Here is a 23,770-nt window from a genome sequence, read left to right as displayed (position 1 = left end):
GGCCCGCCCCAATCGTCGGGCTCAGGGTCTCGGACGCCTCAGGGCTCGGGGGCGTGCGGAGGCCTGATCATGAAGCGCGCCCCCGCGAGCACGGGGAGGGACTCCCGGGCGCGGGCGACGTCGGCAGGCTCGAGGTCGACGACCAGCAGCTCCGGCGCGGCGTCGGCGCGGGCCAACACGTCTCCGTTCGGCCCCACAACGAGGCTGTGTCCCACCCCGGTGGGCGCACCCGGCTCCACCTCCTGCCCCACCGTCATCGGATCGGCCTGACCCGCGCCCACGACGAAGCACGTCGAATCCAGGGCTCGGGCCCGCACCAGCGCCTCCCACTGCTTCGCCTTGCCGGGGCCATTGGCCCACGAGGCGGGCACCAGGATGACCTCGGCGCCCCGCCCGGCCAGATGCTTGAACAGCTCCGGGAACCGCACGTCGAAGCAGATGGACAGCCCGATGCGCACGCCCGCCACGTCCACGACCACCGCGTCCGAACCGGCCTCCACGTGCCGCGACTCGGTGAACCCCAGGGCATCGAACAGGTGGATCTTGTCGTAGGACGCCTCGACGCCGGGCCCGGTCACCAGCAGGGTGTTGCGGGCCCGGACGCGCGGCGTCCCGTCGTCGCCCACCCTCGGGCGGCCGGGCGTTAACAGGCCCACGGCCAGCGTCACGCCCAGCTCGGACGCCACCGCCCGCACCCCGGTCGCGAACGGCCCGTCCAGCGGCTCGGCGACGGCGGCGGAGCGCGTCGCGAACGACGCCATCGTGGCCTCGGGGAACACCACCAGCTCCGCCCCCTGGGCGGCGGCCCGGCCAGCCTGCTCGCGCACGAGCGCCAGGTTGGCGTCCGGCTCGGTGGACGCGGCGATCTGGGCGACCGCGAGGCGGAGGGTCACGGCGTCCCTCACGCCAGCTCGATGCGCAGACCCGCGTCCCGCAGCTCGGCGGCTCCCCCGGCGGGCAGGTGGCCATCGGTGACCAGCAGGTCGACGTCATCGACGGACGCGAAGCGCACGAGGTGGTCGACGCCCAGCTTGCTGGAGTCGGCGAGCACGTAGACCTCCCGGGCCGAGGCCACCATGGCCTGCTTCATCGCGGCCTCGCCCGGATCCGGCGTGGAAAAGCCGTGGTCGACCGAAAAGCCGTTCGTGCCCAGGAAGGCGACGTCGACGCGGAGGCGTCCGAGCGTGTGCAGCGCGTCGGCACCCACCGTCGCCTGCGTGATGCCACGCACCTCACCGCCGAGCAGCACCACCTCGAGGTCACCGCGGGAGGAGAGCGCCGCCGCCGTGGGCACCGAGTTGGTGACGGCCAGGCTGATCCACGGCGGGAGGAGGGAGCAGAGCCGGGCGGTGGTGGTGCCGGCGTCCAGGAGCACCGTCAGCCCCTCGCGCCGCGGCAGGAGCCCGATGGCGCGGTGGGCGATGGCGAGCTTCTCCTCGGTGGACGAGGCGTCCCGCGCGCCGACGGGCGCCTCGGCCAGGCGCAGCTTCTCGGCGGGCACGGCCCCGCCGTGGACGCGGCTGAGCAGCCCGCGGCCCGACAAGGTGTAGAGGTCGCGCCGGATGGTCTCGGGGGTGACGTGGAAGCGGGTGGCCAGTTCCGCCACCGACACCCGCCCCAGCTCGCGGGCGCGCGTGACGATCTCGTGTTGCCGCTCTTCGGCGTACATGATCCGACCAACCCCTTCGTTGCGATCCAAACCGTTCGGGCACGAACCTTCGACTTTGTCTACCTAGATTGTGTGGGCCCGGCAAGCCCGGTGGGCCGATATGATCCGAGAGAGCCACTTCCATCTCATCGCGGAGGAACACCATGGAACCCACCACCGTGCGCGGGACCGGCGTGGTCGCCGGCTACGCCTACGCCCCGGCAGCCTGGACGCGACCGGCCCCCGTACCGCCCAGCAACACCACTCCGATCACGGAAGAGGACCGCCCGGCCGAGGTCGAGCGGTTCAAGCGCGCGTCGTCGGTCGTCTCCTCGCGGTTCGAGGATCGCGCGAGCGCGGCCACGGGGGCGGCGTCCAACGTGCTCGGCGCCACCGCGAAGCTCGCGGCCGACCGCGGCTGGAATCGCGCGGCGATCAAGGCCATCAACGGCGGGGCGTCGGCCGAGGCCGGCACCACCCAGGCCATCGCCACGTTCGTGGCGCAGTTCGAGAAGCTGGGCGGCCTCATGGCCGAGCGGACGACCGACCTTCGCGACATCCGCAACCGCGTGGTGGCCGAGCTCATGGGTCTGCCGGAACCGGGCGTCCCGCAGCCGACGTCGCCGGTCATCCTGTGCGCGGACGACCTCGCCCCCGCCGACACCGCGGGCCTCGACCCGAAGTTGGTCCGCGCGCTCGTCACCCGCCTCGGCGGGCCGACGAGCCACACGGCCATCATCGCGCGTCAGCTCGGCATCCCGTGCATCGTCGCGGCGTCCGCGCTGCGCCAGGTGCACGAGGGCGTCCCGATTCTCGTCGACGGCACGAGCGGCCTGGTGACCCTCGAGCCGGACGCCGCCGAGGCCGAGTCGCTCGTGGCCAAGGACCAGGCGCTGCGCGAGGAGATTCGGCAATGGTCCGGCCCGGCGCAGACGTCGGACGGCCACGCCGTCCAGCTGCTGGCCAACGTGCAGGACGGCAACGCCGCGCGCAAGGCGTCCCTCAGCCTCGCCGAGGGTGTCGGGCTGTTCCGCACCGAGCTGTGCTTCCTCACCGCCCAGACCGAGCCGTCGGTGAACGAGCAGGCCAAGATCTACGGCGAGGTGTTCGAGGCGTTCAGTGGCAAGAAGGTTGTCGTGCGCACGTTGGACGCCGGCTCCGACAAGCCGGTTCCCTTCGCCAATCACGGCGAGGAGGAGAACCCGGCCCTCGGCGTCCGCGGCATCCGGCTCGGGTGGACGAACCCCGGCCTGGTCGACCGGCAGCTGGACGCCATCGCCCAGGCCGCCGAGGACAACGGGGTGACCGAGGCGTGGGTCATGGCGCCGATGATCGCCACCGTCGACGAGGCCTACGAGTTCGCCCAGAAGTGCCGGGAGCGGGACCTGAAGCCGGGCATCATGGTGGAGGTTCCGGCCGTGGCGATGCTGCCGGAGAAGTTCCTCGAGGAGGTCGAGTTCTTCTCGATCGGCACCAACGACCTCACCCAGTACACGATGGCCGCAGACCGGATGGGTTCGGCGCTCGCGCAGCTCACGGATCCGTGGCAGCCGGGTGTGCTCCGGCTCATCGCCAACACGGCGGCGGCGGGCCAGAAGATGGGCAAGCCGGTCGGCGTCTGTGGTGAGGCGGCGGCTGACCCGCTGCTCGCGTGCATCCTCATCGGCCTCGGCATCACGTCGCTGTCGATGGCGACCGGCGCCATCCCGGGCGTCGGCGTCCAGCTCGGCAAGGTGACCCTGGAGCAGTGCAAGGACGCCGCCGCGCAGGTCATCGACGCGCGCAACAGCCGCGATGCCAAGGAGCTGGCGGCCAAGCTGCTGGGCTGACCCCACTGCGTCCTGACCCCACTGCGTGTGGACCGGACGCCGGAAGCACTTCGCTCCCTTGCCGTGGCGGCGCTCTCCCTGCAACGAGAGCCCCGCTACGGCAAGGGAGCCAAGTGACTCTGGGGGTCTCTGGGAGAAGAGCAGGACCATGGGCGAGGAGCCGTCCTGCGTCCGGGGAGCGAGGTCCCCGGACAGGGCCCGGACCGCAGCGCCCAGCACGGACTCAGGCCACCATCGAACCCCGCCACCGGAACGCCCGGCGCAACCGGGCGCCCAGGGCGACTGGATCGCACGCCAGGGCCCAGCCCCAGTGGATGACCCACCAGTCGCAGCCCTCAATGAGGTGGTCGCGCTGCTTCTCCAACTCGATGACGTCGGCCGCCGTCCGACCTCGGCCCGGGTCGTCCACGTACTTGCCCTTGCCGTCGGCCTCCCCGATGAGGGAGAACTGCGGCCAGCCGAAGTCGCCGGTCGCCACCCAGGTGCCGGTCGCGTCCAGCACCTGGTGCTGCAGGACCGGTTTGAGGAGGTCAGTTCGGGCCAGGGACACCCGGCTCATGGACTCCAGGGGCGACTCCGCGAGGGGGTCGGCGAAGTCGAGCACGGCGAGGAGTCGGCGGTTGCCCGGTACTCGGTTGCCCCGCGCCGCGTAGTCGGTGAGCACGGCCGGATCGGCCTGGCGACGCAGTGCGGCGTCCGCAGCCACGACCCCCCATTCGTAGGGCTCGACGCGCCCGAGATCGACGAGGGTGCGCTCCAACGACGTCACCCGGACGCCACCGATCTCGACGACCTCGTCCTCTTCCACCCGGGTGCGGTGCAGCCGGATGCCGGCCTGCTTCTTGCCGTGTTCCGGCCCCCACCGGGTGAGATCGACCTCGGCCAAGGCGGCGCGGCGCACCGGCAGCCCGTGCAGCACGGCTGCGGAGGTGTGGCTGACGACGCTGTCGGAGTGCCGCACGACACAGGCCGCAGCTGCCTCCAGGGCATGGCGTGCGGCGGCGTCCCGGTGTTCTCGGGGCCCGTAGACGCCGCGTCGGATCTTGTCGAGCTCCTCGGCCCGGACTGCCCCCGCGAGCTCAGCCGACGACCATCCCTCGCCCAGGAACGCCGCGGTGGTGCGCAGATCGAACTGTTCCATGGCCCCATGGCAGCAGTTCGGACGCCGCAGCACACCCCCTCATCCCACGGATGTGGACAACTTCCCGCTCTGCCTCAGCTGCTGTGGACGGTGACAGATCGGCGCACGGATCGCCGACGCGTCAGGAGTGCCTGCGGTCGTGGCCGGCCCCGTCGAGGCCCACGATTCACCTCGCTCCCCGCCCGTAGCCGCGCTCTTCCTGCACGGAGAGCACGGCTGCGGGCGGGGAGCGGGGTGTCCTAGGGGGAAGAGCAGCGCTATGCGCGAGGAGCGTCGCTACGCCGGGGGAGCGAAGTGAACCAACCTCCACGCGCACCACCAGTTCCGCGCACCCCCGCCCTGTCCGTCGGCGCCCATCGTCCTCGCCCTGTTCCGCGCACCCCCGCCCTGTCCGTCAGCGCCCCGTTCGTCCTCGCCCTTGCGGACGCGGCGGAGCCCGAACGCACCAGCGGGCAGCCCGGTCCGGGCCGCCCGCTGGTCCACCGACCCGAGAGACGTCAGGGCTCGACAGTGACCTTGATGGCCTCGCCGGCCGCCACAATGTCAAACGCGTCGAGGGCGTCCTCGAGCGGGACGTGCCGGGTGATGAGGTCCTTCACCGGGATCTGACCGCTCGAGATGTACCCCAGCGCCCGCTTGTGGTGCTCGGGCGCGGACCCGTTGGCCCCGTGGATGTGCAGCTGGCGGTAGTGCACCAGGTTGCTGTCACACACGATCGTCGGATTCGTCTTCGGCAGGCCGCCGAAGAACGAGATCCGCCCGTTGCGGGCCGCCATGGCGATGGCCTGCTCCTGGGTGATGTTCGCCGGGGTGGCGGTGATGATGACATCGGCGCCGCGACCCTCCGTCAGGCGCATCACCTCCTCGACGACGTTCACGCTCGAGGAGTCGATCGTCGCGTCCGGGGAGACCGCCGCCGCCGACATCGCCAGCCGCTCGGCGTTGATGTCGACCAGCACGATGGTGCCGGCCTGGTGCACGCCGCGGGCGATGCGGATGTGCATGCACCCGATGGGTCCGGCGCCGAAGACGACCACGAAATCCCCCGGCTCGATGCCCAACTGCTCCTGGGCGTTGATCGCGCACGCGAACGGCTCCACGGCGGACGCCTCGTCGAAGCCCACGTCGTCGGGGATCCGGTTGAGCCCGTCCACCTTCAGCACCGCCTCGGGCACGATCATGTACTCGGCGAAACCACCGTCGTACTGGTAGCCCACCGAGGTCTGGTTGGCGCACACGGCCATCCAGCCCTTGCGGCACTCGTGGCAGTCGCCGCACGGCACGGCTGCGATGCACTGCACGCGGTCACCCACCGCGAAGCCGCCGGCGGCGTCCGGCCCCACCTCGACGACCTCGCCGGCCACCTCGTGGCCCATCGTCGTCTCGCGGGTGATGTTGACGTGCCCGTTGTTGCGGATCTTCACGTCGGTGCCGCAGGTCGAGCAGTTGCGGACGCGGATCTTCACCTCCCGCGGTCCGCAGACCGGCTCCGGGATGTCCTCCAGGCGCACGTCACCGGGGGCGTGGAACCTCAGTGCTTTCATGTGTTCACTCCTCTTCGTCGGGGGTCAGCAGGTCAAGCACCTCGTCGATGCTGGTCGCCGTGCGCAGCCGCTCGGCGTTGCTCTTGTCGGCCAACGTGCTCGCGAGCGCCGACAGGATGCTCACGTGCTCGTCGGAGTTCGACGCGATCGGGATGACGACGTGCGCCGTCTTGCCGTCCCAATCGACGCCGTCGGGAAACTGCAGGAACCCCAGCGCCGCGTGCCGGATGTGCGTGCGCGCCTCGTTGGTGCCGTGCGGGATCGCGACGCCCTGGCCGAGGAACGTCGAGGTCTGCAGCTCGCGCGCAAACATGCCGTCGACGAGCCGGGCTCCGCGGCCCCGCCGTCCACGAGCACCTGCCCGGCGAGCCGGATCGCCTCGTCCTTGCTCGCCGCGCGCAACCCGAGCCGCACGTTCTCCCGGGGCAGGACGCCCGCGTCCAGCCTCTTGCGCCGCTTCTTCCGGGGCGCGGACGCCGGCGCCGCAGCTCCGGCGGACGCCGCCCCCGCAGCAGCCGTGCCGAGCGTGGCGGCCGTCGCACCCTCGCGCGTACCGGCGGCGACCCCGGCCGCGGCGGGGGCGTCCGCCAACCCGGCCGGGGTGAGGACGCGTCCCTCGGCGATGGCCTGCTCGACGCGGTCGAACGCCGGGTCACCCATGTAGGAGCTGAACGGGACGACCACGGTGGACGCCGGCGCCGCCTTGCCCGCCCGTGGGGCCAGGCCCTCGTGGGTGAGGACGACCTGGGCGTCGGCCGGGATCTGGTCGACCGGGGTGTGCGCCACCTCGACGCCGTACTTGGCCAGGCGCTTGCGCATGGTCGAGGCCACCATCACCGAGGAGCCCATGCCCGCGTCGCAGGCGATGATGAGCTTGCGCACGTCCGAGCCGGCCACCGAGGCGCCGGTGCCCGTGTCCGCCGCGACGGCGCCCGGCAGGCTCTCCGAGGGGGCGGCCGCGGCCGCGGCGGCGTCCGCCTCGTCAGCACCGCGCCCGAACTTGAACAGGGCCGCTGCGACCAGGAACGAGACCACCGCGGCGGTGAGCACGGTGGCGATCATGGCCAGGTGCCCGCCGGCGGGCGTGACCAGGAAGTAGGCGATGATCGAGCCCGGCGCGGGCGAGGCCGCGAGCCCGGCGTTCATCGCGGTGGCCACGAAGAGGCCCGACATCGACCCGGCGATCGTCGCCAGCAGCAGGACCGGCTTCATGAGGATGTAGGGGAAGTAGATCTCGTGGATGCCGCCGAAGAACTGGATGATGATCGCTCCCGGCACCGTCGGGCGCTGCGCCCGCGGCCCGAAGAAGAGGAACGCCAGCAGCAGGCCGAGGCCCGGGCCGGGGTTGGACTCCACCATGTAGAGGATGGAGCGGCCGTGCTGCTGCACGTCGATCGCGGCGAGCGGGGTGAAGATGCCGTGGTTGATCGCGTTGTTGAGGAACAGCACCTTCGCCGGTTCGACGAAGATGGACGCCAGCGGCAACAGGTTCGCGGCCACGAGGGCGTTGACGCCCCCGGAGAGGATGAGGATCAGCGCGGCGAGCACCGGGCCGACGCCGAGGAGGCCGACGATGGCCATGAGGCCGCCGAGGATGCCGAGGGAGAAGTTGTCGATGAGCATCTCGAAGCCGGCGGGCACCTTGCCCTCGATCGCGCGGTCGAACAGGCGGAGCAGGTAGGCGGCCAACGGTCCCATGATCATGGCGCCGAGGAACATCGGCGTCCCGGTCATCGAGGCCCAGTCCGTGATGCCGCCCATGACGGCGCCGACGGTGGCGATGCTGCCCACCACCGCGCCGCGCTGGCCGTGCACCATCCGTCCGCCGGTGTAGCCGATGAGGATCGGCAGCAGCAGGTACAGCATGGGGGCCACGAGGCTGGCCAGGGTGGCGTTGGGCCACCACCCGGCCGGGATGAACAGGGCCGTGATGAGACCCCAGGCGATGAAGGCACCGATGTTCGGCATGATCATGCCGGCGAGGTAGCCGCCGAACCGCTGAACCCGGGCCCGGACGCCGGGACCCTCCAGGTTCTTGTTCGCGCGAGCGTCAGGAAGTGTCACGTCGACCTCCATGTCGGGCAGCGGGGGCTGCATGTGATGCGGGGTGGACGCCATCGGTCCACGCGGAGCATCCTGCCGCCCAACCGGACACGGAGTCAAGAGATGACACCAGATCGGACTTTGGGTTCATGTGGGTATGCCGTCCGCGGCGGTGTCGATGCGGGAGAGCCGCCCGGGCTGTCCGTTTTGGACCCGACTTATCAGTGCCATGGCGCCAGAATCTCGGGTCCAAATGCCCGGCGCGGCGGGCGGGGCGGGCTGGCGGGCGGGCGGGCGAGGTGAACTCGGGGCGGCGGCATCTGCGGGACCCGTCCGGGGCCCGATTGGAGAGGGGGCGAGGGTGTCCGGTACGCTGTCCGGCGGAGGATTCGCCTAGAGGCCTATGGCGCTCGGTTGGAAACCGGGTTGGGTTCACGCCCTCACGAGTTCGAATCTCGTATCCTCCGCCAAGACTGATCCGATGAGGTCGTCATCGCCGACCAGCGTGGGGATCCCCGCCCGCCTCGGGTGCACGGATCGCCGGGCCCCGCTCGTCGGCTGTTGACTCCCGGGCCCGCAACTGGACGCCCCCCACGACTTCCCGGTAGTCATCCGCGCCACGGCTACCCGCCACCCGCTCGACCAGGAGGCCGAGCGCCGCATCGACCATCCCAACCAGATCAGGCGCGATGGAACTCAGTGACGGGCGAGCAAAAGCCGCCTCCTCAACATCGTCGAATCCGATCACCTTCACGTCTTCGGGGATGCGCAGGCCGTGATCGGCCAGCCCCCGCATGACGCCGAGTGCCACCCAATCCGTGGCGCAGAAGATGCCGTCCACGTCCGGCATCACCGCCAGCAGGGACCCGACGGCGTCCCGGGAAGCGGGCAAGGTGTACGGCGTGTCCCGCACGGCTTCGGGATCCAGGACCTGACCTGCGTCCCGGAGAGCGTCGGCGAAACCCTGCGTCCGTGCCGTGGCCACGTCCGCATCATCGCCGTCGCTCCACCTGCCCCCCACCATGGCCAGCCGGGAGCACCCCCGCTCCAAGAGGTGTCGGGCCGCCAGAGCGCCGCCCTCGGCGTTGGCCACCACCACATGGTCGACCGGAGTGGTGTAGGTGCGTTCACCGAAGAGCACAATCGGGTAGTCGGCGCGAAGCAGGGACGAGTCGTCGGCCTTGAGTTGGGACGCGTACAGCAACAATCCGTCGTAGCTCCGCAGCCTCGAGTGTTGGATGGCCGCCATCTCACCCTCGCGGCGGTCGCCGGTGATCTCGATCACGACCTCGTAGCCATGTTGGCGGGCCCGCCGAACGACCAGGGCGCTCAGTCTTCCGAAATAGGGGCGATCGATCTCGGACAACGCGAGTCCGATCACGCCGGTGCGCCCTTGGCGCAGGTTCCGTGCGGTGGTGTTGACCGTGTAGCCGAGTTCCTCGATCGCGGCTGAGACCTTTCGCCTCGTCTCCTCGCGCACGTAATGGCGCTCGTTGACGACGTTCGAGACCGTCATCGCGGACACCCCCGCACGTCGGGCGACGTCCTGCATCGTGACCATGGTTTGTCTCCCTTCACGGGGGCCGGCGAGCAGCCTAGCCGTGCCCGGCCAGCGTCGCCTTGGGGATCGATGGGCCCGGCATCCTGAGGGCCAGGTCGGACAACCCATCGGCCTGCAGAGTCAGTTCCACATCCTCACCGCGCACATAGGCGAGCAGGCGCCCGTCGTGGGTGCTCCTCTCCGCCCGGGCATACCCCGTCGCATCGGCCAGGTCACCATTCTCCAGGCCCAACAGTTCTCCGCCCTCGACGACGGCACGCACCACCACGTCCCCGGATGCGCGCCTGCCGGCGGCGTCCACCGCCATGATCTCCACTTGGTGAATGGCCGGGTCGTCCGCGGCCGAGATGCCGGCGCATGACTGCGGCGGCACCCAGGGCGTGGCAACGAGCCCCATTGCATCTCCCCGCGGGTGGAGCACCTCACACGTCTCCGTGTCGCCATGACGGACCCGGACCGTGAACGGCCCCGACCCGCCCGTGACCCGCGCACTCCACCAGCCGTGCGACGGGTCCCACACGAGCCGCACTTCTCTCCCCTCGACCATCACGCACACCTCGTCGGCGTTGGTGAAGCAAAGCAGCTCCAGACTGTCGCCGACCTGCCAGGCATCGATCGGCGGCCGCGCCCAGAGGTCATGGCGGCCATCCCCGGGGTCTGCGGCCGGGCGTGCCACCAGGTGCGCCACCGGCTCACCCGACCACCAGCTGCGCCGCAGATGCCACTGCTCCTTCGGGTAGCCCGCGACGGTCAGGAGTCCCGCCGGTGACCCGTGAACCGGCCAGCCACGCGCTTCTCCCAGATAGTCGACACCGGTCCACAGGAATTGCCCGGCGACATAGTCGTGATCGATGACAGCTTGCCACTGCTCGTACCCGTGGGAATTCTCGCTGCCGAGGAACGCCTGGAGCGGGAACCGCGCCTGGTGCTCGGGATACAACGATTCCTTGTAGTTGTAACCGATGACGTCCAGCGGGTCGAGCAGTCCGGTGAGGCTCGACAACTCGGGGAAGGCGGCGGCGAGAGTCACCGGACGGCTGTCATCGACGCCCTTGACGATGTCGACCAGCCGATTGCAGATCGTGGTGAGCCGTCGCACGTCGGGGCGATCGGGATCGTAGACGCGCTCGCTGGCCGGCTTGTCGGCGTCATTGTTGCCGACCATCTCGGCGAACAGCGGGCTCGCATAGGGATCATTGGGGTAGTCGATCTCGTTGCCGATGCTCCACGCGATGATCGACGGGTGGTTGCGGTGGGCTTGCACCATGGCCACGAGGTCACGCTCGTGCCACTCGGGGAAGTGTTTCGCCGGCCCGCCGTGCCGCGGTGGATAGACGTTGTGGCCCTGCCACCACTTGTTCTTCGGGTTCTCCCATTCATCAAAGGCCTCGTCAATGACGAACAGTCCCAGCTGGTCGCACAAGGTGTAGATCTCAGGGGCGTGGGGATTGTGGGCCATCCGAACGGCGTTGCACCCGGCCTGCTTGAGTGTCACCAGGCGGCGGAGCCAGACCTCGGCAGGCACCGCAGTACCGAGGCAGCCGGCGTCCTCGTGGAGGCACACTCCTCGGAGCGTCCGCCGCTCGCCGTTGACGAGGACTCCGTGATCGGGATCAAACACGACGGTCCGCAGGCCGACGACCTCCTCCACACGGCTCGTCCCCTCGGGATGCTCGAGGGTCGTGACGAGCCGGTAGAGGCCTGGTTGCTCGTCCGACCAGAGGTCAGGACCGGCGACCAGGCCCGAGGCGGACGCCACCTGCGTCGCTCTCGCGGGAATGTCGATCACGTCATGGAAGGATTCCGTGCGTCCCGACACCTGCGACGTGAGCTCCCAGGACACGGCCACCGCGACCGCAGCGTCGGTGTGGTTGCCCAGTGTCGACGTGATCCGCACGGTGGCGGACGACGTGTCGGTGGCCAGCGTGGTGAAGGACGTGCCGTGGGGGGCCACGTCGACGGGCTCGCGCACCTCAAGCTCCACGCGCCGCGTCAACCCGGATCCGTTGTACCACCTCGAATCCGACTCGTCGTCACGGTTGACCCTGACGCAGACCACGAGGTCGTCGTCGGGCGCGTACGCGCACACTTCCGTGAGATCGAATGCGAACTCGGCGTAGCCGGACGGACGCCCCCCGAGGTGATAGCCGTTGACCCACACCTGAGCGTCGCGCTGAACGCCGTGGAACACGAGGAGAAGGCGTCGGCCTTGACCCATATCCAGCGACTTCAGCGAGACATGGCCGCGGTACCAAGCGGTCCCCCCGGGCAGGTAGCCGGTGCCGCTGGAGCAAGCCGGGTCGAAGTCCAGCTCAACACTCCAGTCGTGCGGGACGGTCACTGTTCGCCACGTCGAATCGTCGAAGTTCTTCCGCCACGCCTCGCGCTCGTCGGCCAGCAGGAACGACCAGGTCTCTATCTCACAGGTACGCAAGGTGCGTGCTCCGTTCAGGGTGCCGTGGGGGCATAGGTACGAAAGATGGAATTCAGTAGCGCACCGTTGACGTACGCCACGCCCGCGAAGCCGAGGAGAAGCCAGAGCAGGCCATAGCCGACGAGCTGAGGGTAGAAGACCGTGATGACGAGGGGTAGCCCCACGACGGCGGCCATGCCCAGGGAGGACGGCAGGTGTTTGATGGACATCAGTCGGGAGTTGTTCAGAACGACAGGGAGCGGATCGGCGAAGCGAGCCAGATAGGGGAAGACGTACAACAGCGTGAGGGCGAACCGAAAGGCCACCACGTAGAAGACCACCCAGAGCAACACTCTGGGCAGCTCAGGAATGTTGAGGTTTTCAACGACGATGTACCAGGCGCCCAGCACGCCCACGAGCAGGCCGGACGCCAGCCCCACCAGAATTCCCTCGCGGAAATTGAGGCGGAACGACCGCAGGTAGCTCGAGACGACGCCGTCGCAATCGTCGTCGGCCAGCTTCAGGGCGGTGTAGTTGAGGGCGGTGAGAGCCGGGCCCAGCGTGACGACCGGTAGCGCCGTCGCCACGAACACGAGATTCAAGATCATCACGTCGGCGAGCCGGTCGAGCACCCTCATCAGCGCAGAGTCGGAGGCCAAGAGGTTCCTCACACGCACCCCCTCGCCGGAACCGGTGCGGGCCGGAATCCACCGACCCGCACCGATTCACCTGCCCGCGCAGCTGGGTTCACTTGAGTCCGCGTTCGGACGCCCACGCGTCCATGTCCGCTTGGATCGACTCGCGAGCCGCCTCGTAACCGGCATCATTCAGCTTCTGTCGCATCTCCGCGATCGCGGCCGCCGGGTCGCTGAACTTCCCGTACTGGAGCTGGGGAATGTACTCGGCGAGCACGCCCCCCATCGCTGCCAGCGTGGGATCGATGGCGTCCTTGTTCACAATGAGCGTGGAGTACGGATACTCCTTCGCGACCGCGTCGAGCTCTGCGAAGACTTCCCACTTGTTGTCGGCGTCCGACGTCTTGTCGAACTCGAACTCGTCCATGCGACCGGCCCAGAAGTTGGCGCCCAGCGCGTCGGTGGACGGGTCGTACCCTTCCGGGTACCCAAGCTTCCCGTCGTCGGTGATCACGTAGTCGGTGCCCTCGATGCCGAAGTTGATGAGTCGGTACGCCTCCTCGTCATTGCGCAGGATGTCGTAGACCTGGAGCGCCTTCTCGGGGTGCGCCGAGTTGGCGCTGACCGCCATCGCGCCATGGGTCTTGATGTCCTTGAAGACGTTGCCGTTCTCCTGCCCCCAGTAGAACATCTTCGGGTCCGATCCCGGCTGGGACTCCTCCATGCGCTTCACGATGCCGGTGAGGTAGGTCTGGGTGTGGTGCTGGTCGGCACCGGACAGGCCCGCGTAGAAGGCTTCCCGGGTGTCGCCGTCGTAGTTGAGGGCGTCTTCACGCCACACCCCGATGTCATTCCACTCCTTGGCCAACTGAGCAGCCTCAAGGAGGGCATCACCTTCCATGTACCACGACGTCACGGTGTAGGGATCCGCCGCCGTGGTTTGGTACGGGTAGTAGTTGCCCGCGCTCACCTGCTGCAACGTCTGGAAGTCCGTGTGACCCTGCATGTAACCGGCGAGTGCGGCATCGATGCTTCCCGCAACATCCCACGGGTACGCCTCGGGCTTGTTCTCCTTGACCCAACGGAAGTAGTCGGTGAACTGCTCGAACTCGGTGATGGTGCCGTTCGGAATGCCGGCCTCCGTGGCCCAGTCGCCGCGGTAGAAGAAGCCGTGGTTGGTGTACTGCGTGAAGTTGTCTTCGGGGATGAAGTAGATCTGGCCGTCGTCGAGCTTGGTCAGCTCCCAGTCACCGTCTGCGTTGACCTGCTCCCAGGTCTTGGGGGCGTTGGCCTGCAGCATCTCCTCACTCAGCGGGAGGAAGGCGCCCTTCTTGGCGTTCTCCCACGCGAAGAGCCAGTCGGTGGCCGTGGTGATCAGGTCGATGCTGCTGTCACCCGAGAGCAGTTGCACGTTGTACTGGGTCTGCCAGTCCGCCCACTCGACGTAGAACAGGTCGAGTGTGGCGTTCGCCTCCTCGGTCAGGTGACCGTTGAGCTCGTCGAGCATCGCTTCGAGTCGCCCGTTCGTGGGCTTGTTGCCCAACACCAGCATGGTGATCTCCGTGGGAGCACCGCTGCCGTTGTCGTCACTGCTCTGGGATGCTGTGCCACACCCTGCGAACGCCAGCGCGCTCAGACCGAGCGCCAGCCCCGCGGCGGCAACCTTCGCCGACAAATTCCTTCTCATGTGTATTCCCTCACCTCGTTGTTTCGGATGTTCGGTTCTGGATGGAGTTGTCAGCCCTTGACCGCCCCGACGGTGAGGCCGGTGACGAAGTAGCGCTGAACGAACGGGTAGAGGAGGACGATGGGGCCGGTCGCCACCACCGCACTCGCCATCTTCAGGGTGTTGCTGGGCAGATCGGAGATACTGACGTTGGCTCCCGCCACCGAGCTGCGCAGCGCATTCGCGGTGTTGATGATGTTGTACAGGTAGTACTGCAGAGGCTTGAACTCGACCGTGGAGCCGAGGTACAACGACGAGAGATACCATTCGTTCCAGTACCCCAGAGCGAGGAAGAGTGGCTCTTCACAGTTGCGGTGGGGGTGAGGGGTCGAGTCCGCCGGCGATCAGGAGCATGCGGAGGCGGTAATTCTCGCGGTTGCGGAAGCCGCGGGCGATGCGGCGGTGGAGTTCGATGAGCCCGTTGACTGCTTCGCATCCGCCGTTGCTGGCGCCGTCGGTGTCGAAGTAGGCCAAAAACGCGTCCTTCCATTGTTTGAGGGTACGGCCGAGGCGGGCGACCTCGGGGATCGGGCAGCTCGCGAAGCCGTCGACAACCTTGATGGCGAGGGCCCGTCCGGCTTGGGGGGTCTCTTGGTGGTAGACGGCTCTGAGTCGTTGGGCACACTGCCATGCCACCTCGACTGCCAGGTGACGTTCATCGGCGTCGAACGCTGCTGCCAGGCGGGCATGTTGGCGTTCGGTGAGGTGTTCCACCCCGGCACGCAGCACGTTGCGGATCCCGTAGAGGGGGTCGCCGGATCGTCCGCGATGGCCTTGGGTGTCTTGCTGGACGCGCCGTCGCACGTCATCAACCATGCTGGTGCCGAGCTTCACGATGTGGAAGGCGTCCAGGACGGCGGTGGCGTCGTCGAGTTGGTCATCGATGGCGTTCTTGTACCCGCGGAAGGGGTCCAGGGTCGCCACCTCCACCCCGGCGCGGAACTTCTTCCCCCGGGCCTTCAGCCAGGTCTTGTAGACGGTCCCGGACCGGCCGGGTACCAGGTCGAGCAGACGTGCGTGAATGTTTCCGTCCTTGTCAGGAGTGAGATCGACCATGCCGGTCAACTCCTTGGGGCCACGCTTGCGTGGGCTGACGTGGTGCCACAGGTGCTCGTCCACCCCCAAGGTGGTGACCCCGTGGAAGCGGGACTCGTCGGCCGCCTTCGCAGCGAGCAGCGGGCCGATCGCAGTCCAGACGGTGTTCCACGCGACTCCCAGCTGGCGGGCCAACCCGGCCACCGACGCGTGCTCGCGGCGCATCTGTCCGATCGCCCACACGCACGCCCTGGTGGTCAGCACCGATCGTTCGCCCGCGACCGCGGGATCCTGCTCGGTGAACACCCCCATCGGACACGAGGACTCGATGCACTCCCATGTCCGCTTGCGCCACAACAACTTGGTCGGTGCACCGAACGCGGGGGTATCAACCAGCGCCACGGTACGGCGGCCGTGACTGTGTGCCACCACGCCGCAGGCGGGACAGCCCATCACCGGCACCGCTGATTCCACGGTGACCCTCAACACGCCGCCGTCGTCCCGGTCCACCCCGACCACGTGCAGACCGGGCAAGCCGACCAACAAGTCACAGTTGGCGCAGTAACAGGAATCGTCAGTATTGGCGTGCCAGGCACACGCCATAGGATCAGGCACAGTCGAGGTCCTCGTGGAATGGGTTCTTGGTCGTTCCTGATCCTGAGGGCCTCGACCCCCACCCCGAGGTCACCCCCGCTCACGGCGTGTCGCCCTCACCCCCACCGCAACTGTGAAGAGCCGGAAGAGTCCGATTGTCGCCAGTGCCGGCTTCATCATCGGTAACACGAGCTGCAGGAAGATGCGGAAGTCCCCCGCCCCGTCAACCTTGCCCGACTCGACGACCTCGAAGGGGATGGACCGCGCGAAGTTCTTCATCAAGATGATCAGCCACGGGGACAGCAATAGCTGCAGAAAAACGGCGAGGTAGCTCCCGCGCAGGCCGAGGTAGCGGGTGACCCAGATGTAGGTCGGAGCCAAACCCGCACTGAACAGCGTGGTGAAGTAGATGAAGAAGGAGATGTGGTTGCGCCACGGAAAATCCTGCCGATTCAGCGCATACCCGGTCATGGCAATGACGAACAACCCCAGCGCCGTCCCCAGCACGGTCATCACCACCGTCACCACGTAGGAACCGACGATCTGGCGGGGCGAGGCAAAGATGAACTCGTAGGCGGTGAACGTGAACCCCTTGGGCCACAGTCCGAATCCGCTGCGCATGATCTCGGACTCGCTCGACAGCGAGGCAGAGATGATCAGGAGGAATGGAAGGGCGCAGAAGATCGTGAACAGGGTCACGGTGAGGTAGGAGATGCCGCGCAGGACGTACTCGCTGCTGTCCAGCTTGACCTTGCGTGGCCTGATGGTGGTGGTCATGGTCGCTCCCAATCAGAACAGCGCGTAGTCGGGGTTGATCCGGCGCACGACCCAGTTGACGAACATGATGAGTGCGAAGCCGAAGAGGGACTGGTAGAGGCCCACCGCCGTGGATGACGTGAAGTTGTTCTGCGACATGATCATGCGGTAGACGGACGTCTCGATGATGTCGGTGGTGGAGAACAGTGCCGCGTTGTTCCCCACCAAGTTCCAGAACAACCCGAAGTTGCCGCGCATAATGCCACCCAGCGAGAACAGCAACAAGATGACGAAGGTGGGCTTGAGGCTGGGCAAGATGATGTAGCGGATGCGCTGCCAGGCGGAGGCACCATCGATCGCCGCTGCCTCGAACATGGAGTTGTCGATACCCATGATCGCCGCGAAGTAGACGATGGATCCGTAGCCCGTGCTCTGCCAGATGTGCGCCAAGATGATGATGAAGGGCCAGAGGCCCGCATCGGAGTAGATTCTCACCGGGTCGCCACCCGTTGCCGTGATGAGCGAGTTGATGGCTCCCGTGTCGTAGTTCAACAGGTTGAAGGCGATGACTCCAACCAGGACGACCGAGATGAAGTAGGGCAGGAACATGACGGCCTGGCTGACCTTCTTGAAGAACTTCGACCTGATCTCGTTCAACATGACGGCCAGGGCTATCTGCAGGATGTTGCCGATGACGATGAACGCCAAGTTGTAGAGGACCGTGTTGCGCGTCAGGAGCCACAGTTGTCCGGAACGGATGAGGAACTCGAAGTTTCGCATTCCGACAAACGGGCTGCCGAAGATGCCGTCGCGGTAGTTGAAGTTGGTGAATGCGATCCATGCACCGGGCATCGGCGCGTAGGCGAAGACGATGAAGTAGATGATGGCCGGAGCGCACATCGCCAGCAACATCCCGCTGCGACGAAGGGTCGTCGACCACGGCTGACGTCCGCGCTGCGGGACGGGCGTTCCCGACCCCGGTGGCGCACTCTCCCTGCCGATGAGTAGAGCCATGCTGCAGATCACCCCTTCGCGATCCCTACACGGGCCCCTCTGCCTGTGTAGCGATAAAATAGTGCTCCCTACCCGCCAGAGCTGTCAAGGATCTGCTGTCACGAAACGGTAACGTCCAGCGCCCGAGATGGACGGGGAGCAGGTGGCCGCGTCGACACCCATCGCCTGGGCTGCGCTGGCCGCGCGCCCCACCCTCAGAGCTCGTTGCAGGACGCCCCGAGCTGCAACGCCGGCGTCCGCCGTTGCGTGGACCCTGCAGATCTACACTGGAGGATCCACGAACAGGAGGCACCGATGACGCCCCGCGCGAAGCTGACCACCCCGTTCGCCGTCGCCCTCGCCTGCGGCCTGGCCCTCACCGGGTGCGCCTCGGGTGAGCCCTCGACCACCCCGGCCCCGGACGCCCCCGTGACGCTGGCACCCGACCCGGGCGCCTCTCCCGACCCGACCACCTCGCCCACGCCCGACCCGACGGAGACCGCCGTGCGCCCCGAGTTCACACCCATGCCCGACCTCACGATCGCGCCCGATCCCGGTTCACTGCCCACGGCCCTGCCGGCCGGCATCACCGACGATCCGGACGTGCGCCAGGCGGTGGTCGACGAGGCCGCGCGGGCCGGCGTCCCGGAGGACGAGGTCACGGTGGCCGGCTACGCCGACGTCACGTGGCGCGACGGCAGCCTCGGCTGCCCCCAGCCCGGCATGATGTACACCCAGGCGCTCGTGCCCGGACGTCAGCTGGTGCTGACCGTCGACGGCCGGCCAGCCAGCTACCACGCCGCAGCGCAGGGAGAATTCACCTACTGCGCCACGCCGGTGGCACCGTCGCCCGATCCCGGGACGCGCTGACTCCCGTTGCCTTCTGGGTGACCCGGTGGTCGAGGTTGCCGTTCGCCGGGCTCGGTATGACTTACTGCCCCTGTCGTTGATGATCCACAGGGGCGTCCCTATGGGTTGTGTCGAGCCACGGTGAGGTTCGGGTTTCGTTGGGGGTGTGTGGTTGGGGAGCATGGCGTGGAGGACGTCGCAGCGGCGTCGGGCGAGGCAGATGAGGGCGGTGTTGTGTCCTTGCGTTGTGCGGTCGCATCAGGCGCGTGAGGTGGGGCCGTGGAGGGATGCGACGGCGGATGGGCAGAGGGCGTGTTTGAGTCGTTTGTTGCCGGCGATGGAGGGGAATCAGCCGCGGATGCTGGACCCGGATCGGCGGGTGATGGGGGCTGGGCCGGCGTAGGCCGCCAGGTGTCTGGTAGTGGGGAAGGCGGATCAGGAGTTCGGAGAGATGGTGGGCATCAAGGATCTCCTCGACCGGGCGGGCAACGTCGGCACGTTGGGTGAGGAGTGTGGTCAGTTGGGTTGGGAGTTGGGGTCCTCCGGGTACGGCTGCTTTGGTGGCTCATCACATCCGCGGTGTGGTCGGGGTCTGAAACCGCCGGTCTCGAGGAGACTGCGTGCAATGCAGGTGGCGAGGTTTCGGAGGCAGAGGGCCGAGCCCGCGGAAGTGCTCGAGTCGGCCATTGAGCATTCAGTGGGCCCATTCGAGGTGCAGGGCCGGTCGATGTAGGCGAACACGTCGGCGGCGCCTCCCGACGCCGAGGATGATGTCCTCCCCGAGGTCACCAACTCGACCAGGCGCTTGGCGGCCAGCGCCGCCAGGAGGCGCTCGGCGTGCTCACTCGCGTCAACGCATCCCTCGCCGAAGGCCGCGTTGTTGACCCGGCGGCCACGTTGCGATCGGCGTCGCTGGCGCGGAATCGGGCTGGCGGCGGGGGTCGGTCATAAGGGCGACCAGCCGTCCCGCGGCCAGCGGGTCCCGCCGTGGCCGGCCGAGCGGCGGGCGTCCTAGACTGGCGGCCCCGGAGAAAGGCCGAAATGAGCGAGGACGCTGACGCAGGACCAGAGTGCAACGAGGCCGCCGCCGGCGACACTCCGGACGTCGGGCCGCTGGACCGGCCGGTCGTCATCGGCCTCCTCACCTACAAGCGCCCCGAACTGCTCGCCGACGCTCTGCCGTTGCTCACCGATCAGCTGGCCACCCTGGGGGACCTGCCCGAGGGCTCCTGCGTGCTGGTGGTCGACAACGATCCGGACGCCTCCGCCCGGCTCGCCGCCGCCGAGGTGCCCGGCGTGGCCTACGTCCACGAGCCCACCCCCGGCATCGCGGCGGCCCGCCAGGCGGCGCTGGAGGCCGCCCCCGCCGGCGCGCTGCTGGCGTTCATCGACGACGACGAGCACCCAGAGACAGGCTGGCTGGCCCATCTGGTGTCCACGTGGGTCCGCTTCGACCGCCCGGCTGGCGTGGCCGGGCGCGTCCTGCCGGCCTACCAGGCAGCGCCTTCGGACTGGGTGGTGGCGGGCGGCTTCTTCGTGCGGCGTTCGCTCCCCACCGGGACGCCGGTGCAAGCGGCCGGCGCGGGGAGCCTGCTGCTGGACCTGGCCCAGGTCGATCGCCTGGGCGTGTCGTTCGATGCGAGCCTCGGCCTGAAGGGCGGTGAGGACACTCTGTTCACCCGCCAGCTCACCCACCGCGGCGGACGGCTCCTGTGGTGCGAGGAGGCGCGCGCCACCGACCTGGTCCCCGTGGACCGGACGACGCGCCGCTGGGTGCTGCAGCGCGCCTTCAGCCACGCGGGGGCCGCCGCGCGGGTGGACCTGAGCATCGCCGACACCCCGCTGCGCCGCGCGGCCACACGGGCGCGGCTCGTGGGTGGCGGTCTGGCGCGGGTGCCGGCTTCCGGACTGCTCTACCTGCGCGGGTTGGTGCGGCGGTCTCCCCGCGACCGCGCCCGGGCGCCGTGGCTCGCCATGCGCGGGCTGGGGCTGGCAGCCGGGGGGATGGGCTACGGGCTGGTCGAGTACCGCCGGTCGGACAGCGCCGCCACCAAGTGACACGGTTTGGCAACATCCCCCGGTTGGGTGACAACAACTCGTCCGACTCACTACACTTTTTCTGAGAAATCGTTGAGTATCTTCAGCATTCGGGCCCGGACGGCGGGCCATCCAGGGGGGAACCACATGTTGCAGGTCCGACGTGCGCGCATCGCCGCACTCATCACCACCAGTTCGTTGTGCGCGGGGCTCCTCGCCGCCCTGCCGGTGTCGCAGGCCTCCGCGGACGAGGCGGTGTGCAGTGCGCTCTCCACGAACGTGTACTGGACCACCAACCCGGGCCGCCAGACGGACCTCCTCACCCGCTGGTCGGGCGAGTCCGCAGGCTCCCAGCTCAAGTACGGGTTTGTTGATGACAACGGGGCCATCGGGAGTGCCTCCACCGACGAGAAGGGCGGAGAGGCCGTCACCCGGATGTACAACGCCAAGACCGCCGACTTCATGTGGGCGGTGGGTGACGCCGACATCCAGCGCGCGGGAGCCCAGGGCTTCGCCGTGCAGCAGGTGAGCTTCTACGCCCCGAGCGAGCCGGCGAGTTGCACTGTGCCGGTACACCGCCTCAACAAGGGCGCGAACTACCGCGTCGCTACCGAGGCCAGCGAAATCGCGGCCCTGAAGGATGCGGGCTGGACCGACCAGGGCGCCGTCTTTCACATCAAGCCCGTCGACACACCGGCCCCCAGCCCGGAGCCCCCGGCCCCGGAGCCGCCGGCACCCGCGCCCGAGCCGCCCGCTCCGGCGCCTGAACCCCCGGCTCCCGCTCCCGAGCCTCCGGCGCCCCAGCCCCAACCCGGGGCTGGCTCCTTCACCGTGGCCGTGATCCCCGACAGCCAGACCGAGGTTCACCGCGCCGATGACCAGCGCCTCTCGCAGCGTGCCCAGTGGCTGGTGGGGAAGCGCTCCGAGCTCAACCTCCGCTACGTGCTGCACACCGGTGACGTCACCGACTGGGGCTGGCTCGTCCCAAGTCAGCTGGACAAGGCCAAGGAAGCAGCGAACACGCTCGACCAGGCGCAGATCCCCTACGCGTGGGCCATCGGCAACCACGACACCGCAGTGGTGGGCCACAACGGCGTTGACGGTAGCCGCGGCTACGGCGGGTCCGCCTACGTCGGCAACCCGGAGTGCGTGGAGCGCTTCGCGGCCGAGTGCCAGAGTTGGAAGCTCGTCCGCAACACGGACGCCTTCAACAAGGCCTTCCCGCTGGCGAAGACGAAGAACGTCGGAGGCGTGTTCGAGGCCGGGAAGGTCGACAACATGTGGACGACGTTCGAGGCGTCCGGCACCAAGTGGCTCGTGCTCACGCTGGAGATGTTCCCCCGCAAGGACGTGGTCGCGTGGGGCTCGAACGTCGTCGCGTCGCACCCGGACCACAACGTCATCGTGCAGTCGCACTCCTACCTCAACGGCGGGGGCGGGATCGAGCAGTCCAACGGGGGCTATGGCGCCACTACGGGCCAGTACATGTTCGACAACCTGGTGAAGCTGCACCCGAACATCAAGATGGTGTTTGCGGGCCACGTCGGCAACGGCGCGCGCACGACAAGCACGGGCGTCAACGGGAACAAGATCCTGAACTTCCTCGGAACGTTCCACTCGACCACGGCCAACCCGACCCGCTTGGTGACCATCGATCCCGACAACGGCTCGGTGACCACCACGGTCCAGGTGGCGGCGACCAACGAGGTGTGGACGCAGTACAGCACGAGCGACACCATCACGATCACCCGCTGACCGGACGCTCGTCGGCCCCTCCCTTCGTGGGTGGCGGCCCGACGCATTCCCGGGGCCGCCGGTCACTCGCCCGGGGGATCCCGCCGGAGGGGGCGCAGGTGTCACGATCGGGTCATGATCGCCCACTTCCCGGTCGTGACGGCTTCGACGTACGCCCTTGAACGAACGTGACTCGGTGACACCGAAGCCGTTTGGGTTCTGAACGTCGTCGGTGCCGCCGTGGTCCGCACCGTAGTGGCGCGCTTCAGCTGCTCTCCCTGGCTCTCGCGGCTCTTCCGTGCTCCCGACTTCTCGGTCGGCCCGCTGCGGGGGTCGTCCGATGACAAGCTGTCGCGGAACCGGTCCACGGAGGCGCAGGTGACCTCCATGGCGCCGGTGGCGGCAACCGATGAGGCTGGGGGTGAAGGACCGCTGAGGCGCTCCTCCGGTCGGGTCACTCGCCCGGGGGATCGCGCCCGGTGGGGTTCTGCTGAGATCATCGACCTCATGGTCGCCGCCACGAGCAGTCCCCTCGCGAGCCCCGGCGTCTCCCGGCTGCCCTTGCTACCATCGTCGGGTATGCTGCGGGGTGCACGCGTCCTCGACGTTGTCCTCCCACCCACACACCCCACCGGGAGTGCGACATGAACGTCCTCAGGAAGATCAAGTGGGCCCTGGGCCGGCGACGCGAGGCCGTCGAGATGGTCTCCCTCTCCGTTGCGGCAGCCGCCCCCGTCCATCGTGCGCGGGTCGCCGCGCTGCGCGGCTGGGGGGCCCAGATCCACCCCACCGCTACGATCTACCACGGCTTCCAGGCGCGCGCCTCCCGCCTCCTGACCATCGGCGCGCGCACCATCGTCGGCGACGGAGCCATCCTCGACGCCCGCGGCGGGCTGCGGATCGGGAGCGACGTCAACTTCTCCACCGGCGTGCAGATCTGGACCGCGCAGCACGACTGGAGCGGCGACGACTTCGGATATGTGAAGGCCCCGGTGACCATCGGTGACCGCGCGTGGCTCGGTCCCGCCGTCATCGTCCTGCCGGGCACGGACATCGGCGAGGGCGTCGTGCTCGCCGCCGGCGCGGTCGCCAAGGGCACGCTGGAGCCGTACGGTCTGTACGCGGGTGTCCCCGCCAAACGCATCCGCGACCGGCCCCGCACCCTCACTTACCACCTGCCAGGCCCGAAGGCCAAGGCGTGGTGGTGGTGAGCATCTCCTCCGATCCTCAAG

General features: G+C 68.5%; 17 protein-coding genes, 1 tRNA gene and 3 pseudogenes. 6 read left to right on the top strand and 15 right to left on the bottom strand.

Going from position 1 to position 23,770, the window contains the following annotated elements; translation table 11 throughout:
• Nucleotides 1-38: 38 nt before the first annotated feature.
• Together IFY26_RS11050 and IFY26_RS11045 are read right to left on the bottom strand one after the other, a co-directional pair.
• A complete protein-coding gene (locus IFY26_RS11050; protein ID WP_232549062.1) occupies nt 39-893 on the bottom strand; it encodes a carbon-nitrogen hydrolase family protein in 855 nt (284 codons plus the stop codon).
• 8 nt (nt 894-901) lie between these two features.
• Nucleotides 902-1,669, bottom strand: a complete 768-nt coding sequence (locus tag IFY26_RS11045; protein WP_232549061.1) for a DeoR/GlpR family DNA-binding transcription regulator — start codon at nt 1,667-1,669, stop codon at nt 902-904.
• Nucleotides 1,670-1,812: 143 nt separating this feature from the next.
• Here IFY26_RS11045 and ptsP point away from each other — a divergent pair, with 143 nt between their 5' ends.
• The gene (gene ptsP / locus IFY26_RS11040; RefSeq protein ID WP_232549060.1) at nt 1,813-3,477 is read left to right on the top strand and encodes a phosphoenolpyruvate--protein phosphotransferase; all 1,665 of its coding nucleotides are present in this window, start codon (nt 1,813-1,815) and stop codon (nt 3,475-3,477) included.
• A gap of 223 nt (nt 3,478-3,700) precedes the next feature.
• Here the strand turns inward: ptsP and IFY26_RS11035 are convergent, their stop codons facing one another.
• The 3 genes and pseudogenes from IFY26_RS11035 to IFY26_RS18240 form a co-directional block, all read right to left on the bottom strand.
• Nucleotides 3,701-4,618 (bottom strand): type IV toxin-antitoxin system AbiEi family antitoxin domain-containing protein, encoded by a 918-nt coding sequence (locus tag IFY26_RS11035; RefSeq protein WP_232549059.1) that lies wholly within the window; start codon nt 4,616-4,618, stop codon nt 3,701-3,703.
• A 497-nt stretch (nt 4,619-5,115) separates the two neighbouring features.
• Nucleotides 5,116-6,162 carry a zinc-dependent dehydrogenase gene (locus IFY26_RS11030; protein WP_232549058.1) on the bottom strand — a complete coding sequence of 349 codons (1,047 nt, stop codon included), beginning with the start codon at nt 6,160-6,162 and terminating at the stop codon, nt 5,116-5,118.
• 4 nt (nt 6,163-6,166) lie between these two features.
• A pseudogene (locus IFY26_RS18240) lies at nt 6,167-8,226 on the bottom strand (PTS sugar transporter subunit IIA).
• A gap of 361 nt (nt 8,227-8,587) precedes the next feature.
• Between IFY26_RS18240 and IFY26_RS11015 the strand changes: the two are divergent.
• Nucleotides 8,588-8,675, top strand: a tRNA-Ser gene (locus IFY26_RS11015).
• 20 nt (nt 8,676-8,695) lie between these two features.
• On the opposite strand, the gene IFY26_RS11010 is transcribed toward IFY26_RS11015, so the two are convergent.
• The 8 genes from IFY26_RS11010 to IFY26_RS10975 all read right to left on the bottom strand — a co-directional run bounded on the left by IFY26_RS11010 (nt 8,696) and on the right by IFY26_RS10975 (nt 17,825).
• Nucleotides 8,696-9,766, bottom strand: coding sequence for a LacI family DNA-binding transcriptional regulator (locus IFY26_RS11010; RefSeq protein WP_232549056.1), 1,071 nt, complete (start codon nt 9,764-9,766; stop codon nt 8,696-8,698).
• Nucleotides 9,767-9,800: 34 nt separating this feature from the next.
• The gene (locus tag IFY26_RS11005) at nt 9,801-12,200 is read right to left on the bottom strand and encodes a glycoside hydrolase family 2 TIM barrel-domain containing protein (protein ID WP_232549055.1); all 2,400 of its coding nucleotides are present in this window, start codon (nt 12,198-12,200) and stop codon (nt 9,801-9,803) included.
• 14 nt (nt 12,201-12,214) lie between these two features.
• On the bottom strand, nt 12,215-12,817 hold the full coding sequence (locus IFY26_RS11000; RefSeq protein ID WP_232549054.1) for a YesL family protein: 603 nt from the start codon (nt 12,815-12,817) through the stop codon (nt 12,215-12,217).
• A gap of 109 nt (nt 12,818-12,926) precedes the next feature.
• A complete protein-coding gene (locus tag IFY26_RS10995) occupies nt 12,927-14,501 on the bottom strand; it encodes a DUF3502 domain-containing protein (RefSeq protein ID WP_232549053.1) in 1,575 nt (524 codons plus the stop codon).
• Between the two features lie 50 nt (nt 14,502-14,551).
• Entirely contained in the window at nt 14,552-14,791 is a 240-nt protein-coding gene (locus IFY26_RS10990) for an ABC transporter permease family protein (protein ID WP_232549052.1), read from the bottom strand.
• Nucleotides 14,792-14,843: 52 nt separating this feature from the next.
• On the bottom strand, nt 14,844-16,178 hold the full coding sequence (locus IFY26_RS10985) for an ISL3 family transposase (RefSeq protein ID WP_269779427.1): 1,335 nt from the start codon (nt 16,176-16,178) through the stop codon (nt 14,844-14,846).
• A gap of 81 nt (nt 16,179-16,259) precedes the next feature.
• Complete coding sequence (locus IFY26_RS10980; protein WP_232549051.1) at nt 16,260-16,946, bottom strand: carbohydrate ABC transporter permease; 687 nt, start codon at nt 16,944-16,946, stop codon at nt 16,260-16,262.
• A 12-nt stretch (nt 16,947-16,958) separates the two neighbouring features.
• Nucleotides 16,959-17,825, bottom strand: coding sequence for an ABC transporter permease (locus IFY26_RS10975; RefSeq protein WP_232549050.1), 867 nt, complete (start codon nt 17,823-17,825; stop codon nt 16,959-16,961).
• A gap of 408 nt (nt 17,826-18,233) precedes the next feature.
• Between IFY26_RS10975 and IFY26_RS10970 the strand changes: the two genes are divergently transcribed.
• The gene (locus tag IFY26_RS10970; protein ID WP_232549049.1) at nt 18,234-18,788 is read left to right on the top strand and encodes a hypothetical protein; all 555 of its coding nucleotides are present in this window, start codon (nt 18,234-18,236) and stop codon (nt 18,786-18,788) included.
• A 123-nt stretch (nt 18,789-18,911) separates the two neighbouring features.
• On the opposite strand, the pseudogene IFY26_RS10965 reads toward IFY26_RS10970, so the two are convergent.
• Together IFY26_RS10965 and IFY26_RS10960 are read right to left on the bottom strand one after the other, a co-directional pair.
• A pseudogene (locus tag IFY26_RS10965) lies at nt 18,912-19,305 on the bottom strand (transposase); the annotation flags it as partial.
• Nucleotides 19,284-19,568: pseudogene (locus IFY26_RS10960) on the bottom strand (hypothetical protein); the annotation flags it as partial. The pseudogenes IFY26_RS10960 and IFY26_RS10965, both read right to left, overlap by 22 nt.
• 240 nt (nt 19,569-19,808) lie before the next feature.
• Between IFY26_RS10960 and IFY26_RS10955 the strand changes: the two are divergent.
• The 3 genes from IFY26_RS10955 to IFY26_RS10945 all read left to right on the top strand — a co-directional run bounded on the left by IFY26_RS10955 (nt 19,809) and on the right by IFY26_RS10945 (nt 23,749).
• Nucleotides 19,809-20,825 (top strand): glycosyltransferase family 2 protein, encoded by a 1,017-nt coding sequence (locus IFY26_RS10955; protein ID WP_232549048.1) that lies wholly within the window; start codon nt 19,809-19,811, stop codon nt 20,823-20,825.
• A gap of 126 nt (nt 20,826-20,951) precedes the next feature.
• Nucleotides 20,952-22,559, top strand: a complete 1,608-nt coding sequence (locus IFY26_RS10950; RefSeq protein WP_232549047.1) for a metallophosphoesterase — start codon at nt 20,952-20,954, stop codon at nt 22,557-22,559.
• 623 nt (nt 22,560-23,182) lie between these two features.
• A complete protein-coding gene (locus tag IFY26_RS10945) occupies nt 23,183-23,749 on the top strand; it encodes an acyltransferase (RefSeq protein WP_232549046.1) in 567 nt (188 codons plus the stop codon).
• Nucleotides 23,750-23,770: the final 21 nt, after the last annotated feature.

Origin of the sequence: Propioniciclava soli (assembly GCF_014858005.1) — a bacterium.
Lineage (GTDB): Bacteria > Actinomycetota > Actinomycetes > Propionibacteriales > Propionibacteriaceae > Propioniciclava > Propioniciclava soli.
The sequence above is the reverse complement of the archived record's forward strand: the minus strand, read 5'-3'. Positions and strand labels throughout refer to the sequence as shown.